The 13,417-nt window shown below is 37.4% G+C and carries 9 protein-coding genes; 1 reads left to right on the forward strand and 8 read right to left on the reverse strand.

Annotation, left to right across the window (positions count from 1 at the left end):
* Position 1 precedes the first annotated feature (1 nt).
* From addB to PVV59_RS00590, 5 genes are all read right to left on the reverse strand, one after another.
* The gene (addB, locus tag PVV59_RS00570; RefSeq protein WP_273753937.1) at positions 2-3,121 is read right to left on the reverse strand and encodes a double-strand break repair protein AddB; all 3,120 of its coding nucleotides are present in this window, start codon (positions 3,119-3,121) and stop codon (positions 2-4) included.
* Positions 3,122-3,418: 297 nt separating this feature from the next.
* Entirely contained in the window at positions 3,419-4,993 is a 1,575-nt protein-coding gene (locus PVV59_RS00575; RefSeq protein WP_273753938.1) for a peptide chain release factor 3, read from the reverse strand.
* Positions 4,993-6,654 (reverse strand): lysine--tRNA ligase, encoded by a 1,662-nt coding sequence (locus PVV59_RS00580; RefSeq protein WP_273753939.1) that lies wholly within the window; start codon positions 6,652-6,654, stop codon positions 4,993-4,995. Before PVV59_RS00580 ends, PVV59_RS00575 begins: the two co-directional genes overlap by 1 nt.
* 137 nt (positions 6,655-6,791) lie before the next feature.
* Complete coding sequence (locus tag PVV59_RS00585) at positions 6,792-7,007, reverse strand: hypothetical protein (protein WP_273753940.1); 216 nt, start codon at positions 7,005-7,007, stop codon at positions 6,792-6,794.
* A 263-nt stretch (positions 7,008-7,270) separates the two neighbouring features.
* The gene (locus PVV59_RS00590) at positions 7,271-8,506 is read right to left on the reverse strand and encodes an argininosuccinate synthase (protein ID WP_273753941.1); all 1,236 of its coding nucleotides are present in this window, start codon (positions 8,504-8,506) and stop codon (positions 7,271-7,273) included.
* A 172-nt stretch (positions 8,507-8,678) separates the two neighbouring features.
* On the opposite strand from PVV59_RS00590, the gene PVV59_RS00595 reads away from it, so the two are divergent.
* A complete protein-coding gene (locus tag PVV59_RS00595; RefSeq protein WP_273753942.1) occupies positions 8,679-9,320 on the forward strand; it encodes a LysE family translocator in 642 nt (213 codons plus the stop codon).
* A gap of 705 nt (positions 9,321-10,025) precedes the next feature.
* Here PVV59_RS00595 and rlmN read toward each other — a convergent pair.
* The 3 genes from rlmN to ptsN all read right to left on the reverse strand — a co-directional run bounded on the left by rlmN (position 10,026) and on the right by ptsN (position 12,983).
* Positions 10,026-11,252, reverse strand: coding sequence for a 23S rRNA (adenine(2503)-C(2))-methyltransferase RlmN (rlmN, locus tag PVV59_RS00600; RefSeq protein ID WP_273753943.1), 1,227 nt, complete (start codon positions 11,250-11,252; stop codon positions 10,026-10,028).
* Positions 11,253-11,294: 42 nt separating this feature from the next.
* Positions 11,295-11,798 (reverse strand): invasion associated locus B family protein, encoded by a 504-nt coding sequence (locus PVV59_RS00605; RefSeq protein WP_273754074.1) that lies wholly within the window; start codon positions 11,796-11,798, stop codon positions 11,295-11,297.
* Between the two features lie 720 nt (positions 11,799-12,518).
* On the reverse strand, positions 12,519-12,983 hold the full coding sequence (gene ptsN, locus PVV59_RS00610; RefSeq protein ID WP_273753944.1) for a PTS IIA-like nitrogen regulatory protein PtsN: 465 nt from the start codon (positions 12,981-12,983) through the stop codon (positions 12,519-12,521).
* Between the last annotated feature and the right edge of the window lie 434 nt (positions 12,984-13,417).

Here is a 13,417-nt window from a genome sequence, read left to right on the forward strand (position 1 = left end):
ATTACTCTTCTTTATGAAAACCAATTGACCATTCCCACAACCTTGCCAAATGATCGTAATCACCTTCATATCGTTTTTCTAAGGGAATAGCATGTGAGAGATAGCCTTGTTGTGGATTTTGATAATACGTTATAAGGGCGATAAGATTTTTCCATGCGATTTCACCAAGATCAACTGCACTGAGGTAAGTTTTTTTCTCTTTTTTCTTTAAAAGAATAGATTGGGATTTAATTTCACCTTTTCCGTTCAGGGGAACGTAAAACAAACTTGAGGGAGTAAGATCTTGAAAATCTGGAAATGCTCCTTCCATCAGCAAAGCTGCTTCTAAAGCTAATTGTGGAAATAATAATTCACGAACTTGTTTTGATGAAGGAGGGGTTCCTGTTTTAAAATCTATAATTTCAATCGTTTTGTCTGGCAAAACATCAAGGCGATCAGCCCGTCCTGAAAGGGTTACTCCTGTTGTCCCTATCGGTATTTTTTGTGAGACCACTTCAGCATACCGCTTTCGCGGTCCTAAACTTTGTTCCCATTGAATTAGAAATGGAGCAAGATTTTCAAAACTGTTCCACCAAACTGTTTCAATATCGGGTGGAAAATTGAATTTATCAAATTCTTTACGTCCAATAGAAAGCAGAACATTGAGTGCATTTGCAGCATTTGGATTTTTTATTTGTGTGCAAAAAGCAGCAAGAATAGCGTGATAAAGTATTCCACGCTCAGGTGCGCTAGGGTCATGAATCAACGCTTTAAGAGGTTTGAGTCGTAAGATTTTTTTGGCATAAATAGTATAAGGATCATACCGCAATGTTTCTATTTCAGTGACTGAAAAATGATGCGGACGCATATCAAGAGGTGGTACAGGACAAGGACGTTTCACTTCAGAATTTACGCTTGTATAATCAAGCATCTTGCTCCAATAGAGGAGTATTTCACCGCGTGCACGAATTTTTTTCCAAACCTGTTTTCCTACAACCGTTTCTATACGTTGTAGCCAGCGTGAGGGAATAGAAGGGGTATGATTAACCCGCAACGCGCGACTCATAATCACTTTATCCATTCCCATAGCCCATTGAAAATCATGCGCAGAAAGACCAATACGCTGCTCTGGTGGTTCCAGAGTTAACATCATTTTCATCGGTCGCGATAAAAAAGCATCATTTCGGGTTGATATCGGCCATGAACCTTCATTAAGACCGCCGATGACCACTGTATCAACCGTTTGCAAACGCGATTCCAAAGTACCCCAGATGAATAAACGTGGATGTCCTCCAGGTGAAGGTATGACGGAACGCGTTGCGATCAATGCAGAAAACATAGCGGGCCATTCGCTCAGATGAAATGTTAATCCTGATTGATCACTGACCAATTCACGCAAAAAATTTGATAGGGCTTGTCCTGCTTCGTATTGATAAAGATGGGCAAGAGAATTATCCTCATTGCGACCAAAATTTTCAAAAACCTCAACAGTTGCTATCACAGCTTCATTGACGGTGCATTCTTTCTCTTGTTTCATGAGAGAGGTTAAAGGTTCAACAGCTTTCTTTAAAAGATGACACAGAAAACGTGCTTCTTCAAACTTCTGCTGATCAAGGGCATTCATTTCAGAATGATCATGGGAATATGTTTCAATCCATTTTTCAAGGAATTGATCACATTCAAAAAGATTGATGCGCCCTGTATTTCCTCGAAGTACAAAAAGTTCAAAATTTTCTGCCAGTTCGCGTAAGCGATGACGGTTTTGTTGGAGTGTTGTCAGTGGATGTTTAAGAAGAGAAAGAAAAACAATGGGATCATCAGGTTGCAAAACATTTTCTAAGATCAGTCGCAAAAGCGTTACAGGCAATGTTTGTGCAAGTGGTATTCCTCCTGAATCATTTGCTTCAATACCAAATCGCTGTAATTCTGCAGCAACACGGCGGGCTAAATTACGGTCATTTGTAATAAGGGCTGCGGTTTTTTTGGGGTTTTCAATAGCTTTTCGTAAAGCGACAGCGATAGCCAGAGCTTCCTCACGTTCATTTATAGCTTCAATAAATGACCAATCTGCACAAAGTTCTTCATAATCATCACGAACAATTTGTATCCATTTGTCCGTCGTAGAAGCTGGTCGGAATACTTCTGATAAAAGCGCCATTCGCCTTTTCTTTATTGTGCTCTGTTGGCCAATTTCACAAACATGATCACGTTGATACTCCATGAGAGTTAGAAGTTTTTTTAAATGATATTGAGGATGGCTAAAAATATTTTCTGCATGATCAAAAGAAACACACGCTGTTTTTTCTTTATTGCTTGCGCCAAGTGCATTCCATTGTTCTTCATCCATATGAAAATCAAGACCCGGAAGAACAACAGCTCCTTTTGGTAGAGAGGCTATAACTTTTAAAAGATGAGAAACTGCGGGCATAGAACCTGACACACCAGCCGCAATGATCGGTTTATCAGATTGTGCGCGTCGTAAAGTCTCTGCATGCATTTTAAGTGCTTGATTACGCCATTCAGCGGGATTGCTCCGTTTTCTTTCTTTTAAGATTTGCGGCCAATTTTTTGTCACAATCGTTAAAAAATCGAGCGTTATTTGCCACCATTCAGCGACCATATCAGGGGCAATATCTTTAAGTTTTGACCAGTCTGCTCCTTCTGTTTCAATTTCATCCATCAAATGTGCTAAATCTTGAGCAAGCCAAAGTGCATCGGCACTATGAGCCGGAATAAGCACATCTTCCGTACCAAACATGGCACGCAGATGCGCAGGCAAATTTTCACGCCATGGACGAATAAGACGCGCTAAAAATAGCAGGCGTTCACTTTCTCCAATGGGTGGATCGAGAGCGCTGGTATGATTTTCAACAAAAAGAAAACTATCTTCATCGAGATCTCCTAGAGCACGAATGGTTGGCAAGAAAGTTGATTGTGTATCGCTTCTTTCAACAAAGGCTAAGCGCAAAGCGCGAGCCGCACGACGTGTCGGAACATAAATAAGGCTATCGGCAAGAGCCGTTTGAATATCTCCATCAGAAGCAAAATTATCAATAAGGGTACCAGAGAGCAATGCATCAACAAAGTGAGGCAAAAAAGCTGTTCCAGAAGAAATAGAAAAGACATGTGGTTTATAGGTCATATAATATCATATTTGGGATAACAAATTCCATCTTATTGATTATTTGTATTATTTTGACTGTATACTATTCTCATACAAGGAAAAACTATATTTATACAGGAAATTTTCAGCTTAGATTAAAAAAGATTGAAAGACACTCAATATCTTAAGCTATCGTGAAAAAATATATCAAAGTTTTTTTGATATGTTTCAACAAAGAATTGCCGACAGCTTGTTTTCTAAATCACATAAGCACTATAAAAAAATATTAAATTTATTACTCTTTTTATATAATAAAATCTGAAAATGTTCTTTATATTAAGTGCGCATTTGATAATCTTTAACAGCAGAAAATTTTATTTTAGGAGCTCTTTCTGCCTCATAATTTAATGAAAAATGGTTCTCTGCTAAAAAAACTGGCTCACCCTCTAAATCATACGCAATAGCGGAGCGGTGATTGGTCAGAAATTTTTGCAACTCATCTTTATTCTCTGCCGAAATCCAACGGCATATATTAAAACGTGCTGGTTCAAAATTGACGGGCAAACCATATTCTATTTTAAGCCGTTCTTTGAGAACATCAATCTGCAAAGCACCAATCACACCAATCAACGAGGGTGACCCATCATCAGGAATAAATAATTGAACAACCCCTTCTTCAGCCATTTGTTGCAAAGCCTCTTTAAGCTTTTTTGCTTTCATTGGATCGCCCAAACTAACACGACGCAAAATTTCCGGTGCAAAATTGGGCACTCCCTTAAAGAGGATTTCTTCTCCTTCTGTCAAGGTATCACCTATACGTAATGTGCCATGATTAGGAATTCCTACAATATCACCAGCATAGGCTTGATCAGCAATTTGCCGTGAACGCGCAAAGAAAAATTGTGGTGCTGAAAGTGTCATTGGTTTTCCTGTTCGGACTAACTTTGTCTTCATGCCACGTTCAAGTGTTCCAGAACAGACCCGAAAAAATGCAATACGATCACGGTGATTAGGGTCCATATTCGCTTGAATTTTAAAAACAAACCCTGTCATTTTAGCTTCCGTTGCAACAATATTGCGTTGATCTGCATCCTGATCACGAGGACTTTGACCAAAATCAACAAGCGCATTAATCAAATCACGAACACCAAAATTTCGTAAAGCCGAACCAAAATAAACCGGTGTCATATGCCCTTCTCGGAAAGATTGAAGATCAAAATTTTTGCAAGCACTTCGTGCAAGTTCTACACCTTCGATAAAATGTGAACGCTGATACTCAGGAAGCAGATTTGCAACCTCATCAAGCTTAGAAACTGTTTGTTGTGTTACTTCATCATCTTTTTGACGAAATCTATTATGATGAAGATCAAATGTTCCTACAAAATCTTTTCCCGTACCAATCGGCCAAGTTATTGGTGCAGTATCAAGGGCAAGCTTTTCTTCAATCTCATCTAAAAGCTCTATAGGATCACGTGCCTCACGATCCATCTTGTTGATAAAAGTCACTATAGGAATATCCCGCATGCGACACACTTCAAATAATTTCAGTGTTCTAGGTTCAATTCCGCGTGCACCATCCAGCACCATAATAGCACTATCAACGGCTGTAAGAGTACGATAAGTATCGTCAGCAAAATCCTCGTGGCCTGGAGTGTCTAACAGATTAAAAATATGGTCTGCATATTCAAATGTCATCACCGATGTTACAACTGAAATACCCCGATCACGTTCAATATGCATCCAATCAGAACGGGTTTGAATACGGTCTTTTTTCGCTTTTACCTCACCAGCAAGCTGAATAGCTCCACCAAATAATAACAGCTTTTCTGTTAGTGTTGTTTTCCCCGCATCTGGATGGGCGATAATTGCAAATGTGCGACGCCGTTTTACTTCTTGCACACACTTTTCCATTATTCCCCCACAGGTCGCGCAAGCGCTTCAGCAATCAATGCACGCATTTCATTAATCCCATACAAAGCAATAAATGATCCCAATCGTGGTCCTCTTTCTTGCCCTAAAAGAACTTCATAGATCATTTGAAAAAAGACATTTGAAACACCAGGCCCCCCTTCAGGGCTTTTTTTATTATGATCTTGATAGCGTTCTATTAAACGTGCAACATCAAGAAGTGCATTTTGAATCATATTGCTATCAGCAGTTTTAGGCAAACTGGCTAATTTTGCATCAATTTGCGCTAATGTTGCGCGTTCATTATCATCTGCCATTCGAAATTTTTTGTTAGGTTTAACAAAAACATCAAAATATTTCAGAGCAAATTGCACTAATTGATCAAGTTCTGGATAAGTTTGTGCATTGGCTCCTTGAGCATAGCGAGAAATAAACCCCCAGAGAACCTCTTTATTTTCTGCATTTGAAGCACTTACTAAATTCAACAGAAGGGCAAAGGGTACCGGTAAATCAACCTGTGGAGGACAACCATTATGGATATGCCATACTGGATTATTAAGCCGTTCTTGCCAACTTTGACGACCATAGGCTGAAAGATGTGCATAATACTCATCCACAACTTTGGGAATAACATCAAAATAAAGCCTTTTGGCTGTTTTGGGCTTTGAAAACATATAAAGCCCTAAGCTCTCCGTTGGGGCGTAAGTAAGCCATTCATCAATGGTTAAACCATTTCCCTTGGATTTGGAAATTTTCTGACCCTTTTCATCCAAAAAGAGCTCATAGTTAAATCCTTCTGGAGGCTTCCCACCCAATACTTTACAAATTTTAGAAGAAAGATTTGTGGAATCGATAAGATCTTTTCCTGCCATTTCATAATCAATGCCAAGCGCTGTCCAACGCATTGCCCAATCCACCTTCCACTGACACTTGACCTTGCCCCCTGTAACCTCCGTTTCTATAGTTTCTCCTGTTTCAGGTTCGATATAAGCAACCGTTCCTTTTTCAACATTACGCGCAATCATCGGTACTTGTAATACTTTTCCAGAAAAGGGAGAAATCGGTAAAAAGAGAGAATAAGTTGCTTGTCGTTCTTCACCCAACGTTGGTAAAATAATTGCCATCACCTTGTCATAACAGGCAAGGATTTTTAAAAGTGTTTCATCAAAACGACCGGAACTGTAATAATCCGTAGCACTTGCAAATTCATAATCAAAACCAAAACGATCAAGAAAAGCCCGTAAACGTGCATTATTTGCCGCTCCAAAAGAAGGATAGTCATCTCCAAAAGGATCAGGGACACAACTCAACGGTTGACCAAGATAGCTTTCCATCTTCTCACGATCAGGTACATTATCTGGAACCTTGCGCAAACCATCCATATCATCAGAAAAACAAAGCAATTTTGTTTTCACTTTATTCTCTGTGAGAATATGAAAAGCATGACGCACCATAGTGGTACGCGCTACCTCCCCAAAAGTGCCAATATGCGGCAAACCAGAAGGTCCATAGCCCGTTTCAAATATTATACTTTCTGGATAACCTGTTTTTTCATAGCGTTTGATAATCTTACGTGCTTCTTCAAAGGGCCAAGCTCTCGATTGAGAAGCTGCATCTCTTAATTCTGGCGTAAGGCTAAGGGCATCACACTGATCACGCATCATTATCTTTATCCTAAAAATTATATTCTTTTCAAATTAGGGTGTATGGTTCTTGAATTTATTCGTCAATAATAGCAAGCAAAAATTTGGAAATTTCTTTATACTCACAATATAAAAACAAACCGCGCTGTAAACATATTTTATTTTGATAAAAATAAAAAACATTCAATATTATAAAGCAAAAGTATCTTGTTTTGCTTATCAAAGCTTTCATTGCTCTTATCATGAGGCGCGCTTATTATACTGATGAGTGGACCAACATCATCACAAACTTTGCTCCCTAATGTTGCTACAATTCTTGGCGCTTGAGATGATTCATAAAAGATATGCCTTTCTTGTACAGTTTTTATCCACATGACTCATCAGCTTATAATGTGCAAAAAAATGATTTTGATTGATTCTATATGAGAGACATTTGAAATGAGAAAATTTTAGAGTCTTCAAGATTTTAATTCAATAGAAAAAAGATAAATTATCATATAAAACAATATGATAAATCATAAAAATGAAATCTCTAATAGTGAACGAAAGAACTGTAAAAAACTAATAGACAAAAATACTTCAATAAATTGTTTCATACAAAAGCACTGCCCCACATGATACTTGTCAAAAAAATCTTTTATTTCTTTTCTTTATCACCTTGATGCTGCATGGCTAATGTACGTAAACGCAGAGCATTTAATTTAATAAAACCCGTTGCATCTTTTTGATTATAAGCGCCTTTATCATCCTCGAAGGTTACTAACTCACTCGAATAAAGCGACTTTTTACTTTGGCGTCCTTCAACAATCACATTTCCTTTATAGAGCTTTAATGTAACTTCACCTTCAACATGTTCTTGAGATAAATCAATCGCTGCCTGCAACATCTTGCGTTCAGGTGAAAACCAAAAGCCATAATAAATGAGTTCTGCATAACGTGGCATCAATTCATCTTTTAAATGAGCTGCACCACGATCTAACGTTAAAGATTCCATAGCCCTATGTGCTGTCAAAAGAATGGTCCCCCCTGGGGTTTCATAAATACCCCGTGACTTCATACCGACAAAGCGATTTTCTACTAAATCTAACCGACCAATACCATTATTGCGCCCATAATGATTTAATTCTGTAAGTAAAGTTGCAGGCGATAAATTTTCTCCATTGATTGAAACAGCATCGCCTTTTTTAAAACCAAGCGTGATTCTGGTTGCTTGATCGGGAGCATCTTCCGGCGAAAGAGTACGCATATGGACATATTCAGGAGCAGAAAGTGCTGGATTCTCCAATATCTTTCCTTCTGATGAGGAATGCAATAAATTTGCATCCACTGAAAAAGGTGCTTCACCTTGCTTATCTTTTTCTACAGGAATTTGATATGTACGTGCAAATTCAATTAGATCTGTCCGACTCTTAAAATCCCAATCACGCCATGGAGCAATAATCTTTATATCGGGATTAAGTGCATAAGCGGAAAGCTCAAAGCGTACCTGATCATTGCCTTTTCCTGTCGCTCCATGAGCAATTGCATCTGCTCCTGTTTCCTTAGCAATTTCAATTAAACGTTTTGAAATAAGTGGACGTGCAATTGATGTTCCTAAAAGATAACTCCCCTCATAAACCGTATTGGCTCGAAACATCGGAAAGACAAAATCACGCACAAATTCTTCACGCAAATCTTCAATATAGATTTCTTTAACACCTAACGTTTCAGCTTTATGACGAGCAAACTCTAGCTCTTCTCCCTGCCCTAAATCTGCTGTAAAAGTTACAACTTCAACGCCTAGTTTAGTTTGCAACCATTTGAGAATAATTGACGTATCCAGCCCCCCTGAATAAGCTAAAACAACTTTTCTAGTATTTTGCCACTTTTTCATTTTAAAATCCCATGTGAGCTGCTTCTTTCATTTTTTCCTAAAAATTTAAACAATCTAAGAAGTATAAAAATAAATTTTTTCAAGCAACATTAAAAAGACTCAAAAAGCGTAAATAAGGGCGCTTCGGACGATAAATAGCGTGAACACTACTTAAAAATAAGAGGAGATTTAGGTGTCATTTCTACCGGAGTGGTCTATTATTGTACAATTTGCTTTAGCATCATTGATTTTAGCGCTTATCCCAGGACCAGACATGATGCTTTCCGTAGGAAGAACCATTACACAAAGCAAAAAAGCTGGAATTATGTGTGCCTTAGGAAGCGCAACAGGATTTGCTATTCAAGTTATTGCTGTAGCACTTGGCTTGTCAGCACTTATTTTTGCTGCGCCACACACTTTTGTTCTTCTGAAAATTGTTGGTGCCTTTTATCTTTTATGGTTTTCCTTCCAAGCTTTACGGAGAAAACCGACATTTTTCTTTGAACAAACACCTTCTAAATCTCAAAGCTCTAAACGTAACTATCTTGCTGGTATTGGAATTAATCTTCTCAATCCTAAAGTCATACTCTTTAACGCAACATTCTTACCACAATTTATTAATGAGAATGATCCTATGGCAACACAAAAGTTACTTTTTTTAGGACTCTCTTACATTCCTATTTCTTTCCCTATTACAATTTCTGTTGTTTTTACAGCGCATAAACTTACCAAAACCCTTAAACAAAACCCTCTTTATATTCGCTTTCTCGACTGGCTTATTGCTGGTACTTTTACCAGTTTTGCTCTCCATCTTCTTATCGTTACAAAAAATTGATTTATAAGGTGTAATTTATCATTCTTAATTTAAATGAGAACTCTATATATTGTGAAACACTCTCATTTCAAATCTGTCTATATTGAATTAAAGAATAGCTTTATTCTCTTGTACATCACAAGAAAAGCTGGAATTGTCGTGTAGTTAAAAATTTTAATGCTCGTACCAACCTTACACACCTAGTATGAAACCTAAAAATATGGATGGTATCATATATTTCACAGAAGCTTTTTTGCTATAGTTTTCACAGTCGTTGTCGTGAGATGGAGAGTACATTAAGAAATGCTTTTTTAAAAACATGTCAATGGGTAACAATGATATTTATGGTAAGAAGTATTTACATTTTAGACATGCCGTTTATATGTAAAGCGCAATCTTGCTAAAGAACGTAATAAACAAAAGCATCAGGAAATATATATCTCCACTCTTTAAAATTTATTACAGTCGATGCTTTTAAAAATCATAAAACCGAAGTAAAAAATGTGAAATGAGATGGAAATGAGTGGCTCTTGAAACTTTCCTTTAAATTAGGCCGCCTCTTCATTTCAGAGATTACGCAAACAGACTTTATACAATATCTTTCCCCCTATTGAACCTATAAAGCGAAGACTATTCATCTTAATCCCTGTCTCATACATGCTTCTATATGAGGTTGTTGATTTACAGAAAAAAATTCAAACTTTATAGCACTAAAAATTGCGTTAACTAATGACCAATGGCATTTTCAAGTTTCAAACGTTCAGATTTTCGTAAGCGCTCTGAAGCCGATTTAAGCTGTCCACATGCAGCTAAAATATCGCGTCCACGCGGTACCCGAATAGGAGAAGCATAGCCCGCTTGATTAACAATATCAGCAAAACGCTCGATTTGCTCCCAATCAGAACATTGATAATTACTCCCTGGCCACGGATTAAAAGGGATTAAATTGATCTTTGCTGGAATACCTTTTAGCAACTGTATTAATCGCTTAGCATCATCTAAACTATCATTGATATCTTTCAGCATAACATATTCAAATGTAATTCGTTTTGCATTAGACAGACCACGATAATTACGGCAAGCATCCATGAGCAGAGCAAGCGGATATTTTTTATTGATAGGAACAAGCATATCCCTTAGTGTATCGTGTACGGCGTGCAATGAAATTGCTAACATCACACCAATTTCTTCCCCAGTTCGAATAATTCCAGGAACAACTCCACTGGTTGAAAGCGTAATCCGACGTTTTGATAAAGAAAGTCCATCGCCATCAGAAGCAATCAATAAAGCTTTTTTTACAGCTTCAAAATTATAAAGAGGTTCTCCCATTCCCATCATAACAATATTGGTAATTTTGCGCCCTTCAACAGGAATAATTGCACCATCAGGCGTATCCTTATCAGGAAAATCACCCAAACAATCACGTGCGACTAATAATTGTGCCAAAATTTCTTCCGCCGTCAGATTGCGAACAAGCATCTGCGTTCCTGTATGACAAAAAGAGCAGGTTAACGTACATCCAACTTGCGATGAAAGACATAAAGTACCACGCCCTTCTTCAGGAATATAAACCGTTTCAATTTCAACAGGCTTTCCAGCCCCACGGGCTGGAAAACGTAAGAGCCATTTACGTGTACCATCCTTTGATACTTGTTCTCCAACAATCTCCGGACGAGCAATGGAAAAATAACGTTTAAGTGTTTCCTGCATTGCTTTTGAAATATTTAGCATTTCATCAAAATTTGAAACACCACGGACATAAAGCCAATGCCAAAGCTGACGTGCACGCATACGCGTTTGACGCTCTGGTATACCAAGTGTCTTTAAAGTTTGCACTATTTCATCTTGTGATAGTCCAATTAAAGAGAGCTTAGAACTCTCCTTTACCACCACATTATCTGTTTTTTGTGCTAAACATGAACCAACAGGCCTAAGGTCATAGGAAATAGCCATTGCTTTCCAATTTACATCACTCTTGTAGAAGTTATCAAAACTTTAATGGCACTTTTGAGCCATATTTAATGCAGCAGTGACCCCTTTTAAGGAATAAGTATAGGTCGTATGCGTTCCTCGTTTTGATATTGCTTTCACTGTCATATTGTTTCCAGCACGCATAGCAGAAACAAGCTGCTTTTCCTGCTCTGATGATGCCAACCAAGCTGAGGAATCCTTCGTGAAAAAATCAAAGTCCTTGCCTCCAATGGTTACTGTCACTTTCGACCCTTCTTGAAGCGTATAACCAGCCATAAACTGCGGTTCAAACGAAACAGGTGACAAAGAACGCTTGGTAACTAAGAAAAAATTATCACCATGATTAACCGTTGTTGGAAGAGCCTTCAAAGGAACAGATAACACATAGCAAATCGTATTTTGGGACGATTTATAAGAATAGGCTCCCCACGCTTCAAATTGGTTTAAACGGCTTGGCGTTTGTGCACATGCGATCCCACCTGTAATAAGAACCATTACAGATGCAGCGATAACAGTTTTTTCAAACATCTTCATTTAGCTCACTTCTTTAGTCTTTAACAAGATTCTCTTCATTGGAAAAGTTCAAACAAAAACTCCTCGATACTCATGTGTAATTATCCTAATTCCTTCAATAAAGGAAATATTTCCAAAGTAATCAAAACAGATTTTACGCTCCATTGTGACCTTTTAGTCGTTACCAAAATATGAACTTTTTATTTAATAATCACATTAAAAAACAATATTTTTGATTTCATACTGCCCATTTCGTTTTTTAATAAAAAATAATTCCTTTAAGCAACAGGATTTCAAAACAAGATGAAAATATACCACCACTCTGCAGAGAAATAAACCATACTCTTTACACCACAAACAATCTGCTGCAAAACTTTGAAAATAAACCCTCCCTCAAAAATTTCATAGCATCGCACCACAGCCTTGAGAATATCATTTCTCAACTCTACACATTCAATAGACGCGTATCTGTAAGATACTCCACCTTTCAATTATTATAGTGTATTCATACGTCGTATTCAATATCGTCCTGACATCGTCTTGTCATAATCTTAAAAATATCTCTCAAGAATAACCAAATATTATCAATATATTAAATTACGAAACAGAAAAGCCTTAAATTCCGTCTCAATAGCGAATCGTATAACGTAACCTTCTACTATCAGCCCTTTAAGATACTAATTATATCTAAGTTCTATGATGTACCCTTCACAATTTATACACTTATAATCTTTTTTAAGCTGCATTTGATTCTGAAGTTTGAATCAATAAAGCATAAAGTGCATTGGCATTGTGTGTATTGCGCAATTTTTGCACAACATCAGCATGACGCAAAACGCGTGCAATCTGTGATAAAGCTTTTAAGTGATCTGCACCCGCATTTTCAGGTGCCAAAAGAAGAAAAACAAGGTCTATAGGCTCGTCATCGAGAGCTTCAAAATCAACAGGACTTTCAAGACGTGCAAATATACCAATAATCCGATTAATATCAGGTAATTTTCCATGAGGAATCGCAATACCACCACCCAGCCCCGTTGAACCAAGTTTCTCGCGTTGCAAAACAATATCAAAAATTACATGCTCACTAAGACCTGTCAGTTGAGACGCTTTTTCGGCTAAAATTTGCAGAACTTGTTTTTTCGAATTAGCCTTAAGAGCCGGAATAATTGCTTCCGGTGTTATTAACTCACTCAAATTCATCCTTTAATTTTCCTCTTACACGCTCAAATGCTCACTAATAAACCCTATAAACGATATCGAACCTTAAAGCTCTTTCACTTTTCACAACATCGCATGTGTTTTTATTTTTCAATTTATAATGGGTGAAGGCTTAATACGTCTCATATCACTTTTAACAGAACAATAAATAGTGTTTAGCTCCTCATTAACAGCATGAGAAAAGAAAAAAAGAAATGAAGTTGTTCATAAAATTAATTTCCTTAAGACCCTAGAAAAGGGCATTATTTATAAATTTATTAAACTTGTCACAAGAGTTAATGTATAACTCCCCATTAGATTTTTTTCTTTCTTTAAAAATAAGCCCTTAATAGAATGAGAAGCATATTAAGCAAAACAGACCTTTGGTTTGGAAATTACTGTATATCTTAAACAAAGCCTTATAACAAGAACCCAAA

Source organism: Bartonella sp. MM73XJBT.G (assembly GCF_028618435.1).
Classification (GTDB): Bacteria; Pseudomonadota; Alphaproteobacteria; order Rhizobiales; family Rhizobiaceae; genus Bartonella.

What these genes read in the sequence shown, in the direction of transcription:
- addB (WP_273753937.1), bottom strand. Translation starts at nt 3,121, where the DNA reads ATGACCTATAAACCACATGTCTTTTCTATTTCTTCTGGAACAGCTTTT.
- PVV59_RS00575 (WP_273753938.1), bottom strand. Translation starts at nt 4,993, where the DNA reads ATGGAAAAGTGTGTGCAAGAAGTAAAACGGCGTCGCACATTTGCAATT.
- PVV59_RS00580 (WP_273753939.1), bottom strand. Translation starts at nt 6,654, where the DNA reads ATGATGCGTGATCAGTGTGATGCCCTTAGCCTTACGCCAGAATTAAGA.
- PVV59_RS00585 (WP_273753940.1), bottom strand. Translation starts at nt 7,007, where the DNA reads ATGTGGATAAAAACTGTACAAGAAAGGCATATCTTTTATGAATCATCT.
- PVV59_RS00590 (WP_273753941.1), bottom strand. Translation starts at nt 8,506, where the DNA reads ATGAAAAAGTGGCAAAATACTAGAAAAGTTGTTTTAGCTTATTCAGGG.
- rlmN (WP_273753943.1), bottom strand. Translation starts at nt 11,252, where the DNA reads ATGGCTATTTCCTATGACCTTAGGCCTGTTGGTTCATGTTTAGCACAA.
- PVV59_RS00605 (WP_273754074.1), bottom strand. Translation starts at nt 11,798, where the DNA reads ATGTTTGAAAAAACTGTTATCGCTGCATCTGTAATGGTTCTTATTACA.
- ptsN (WP_273753944.1), bottom strand. Translation starts at nt 12,983, where the DNA reads ATGAATTTGAGTGAGTTAATAACACCGGAAGCAATTATTCCGGCTCTT.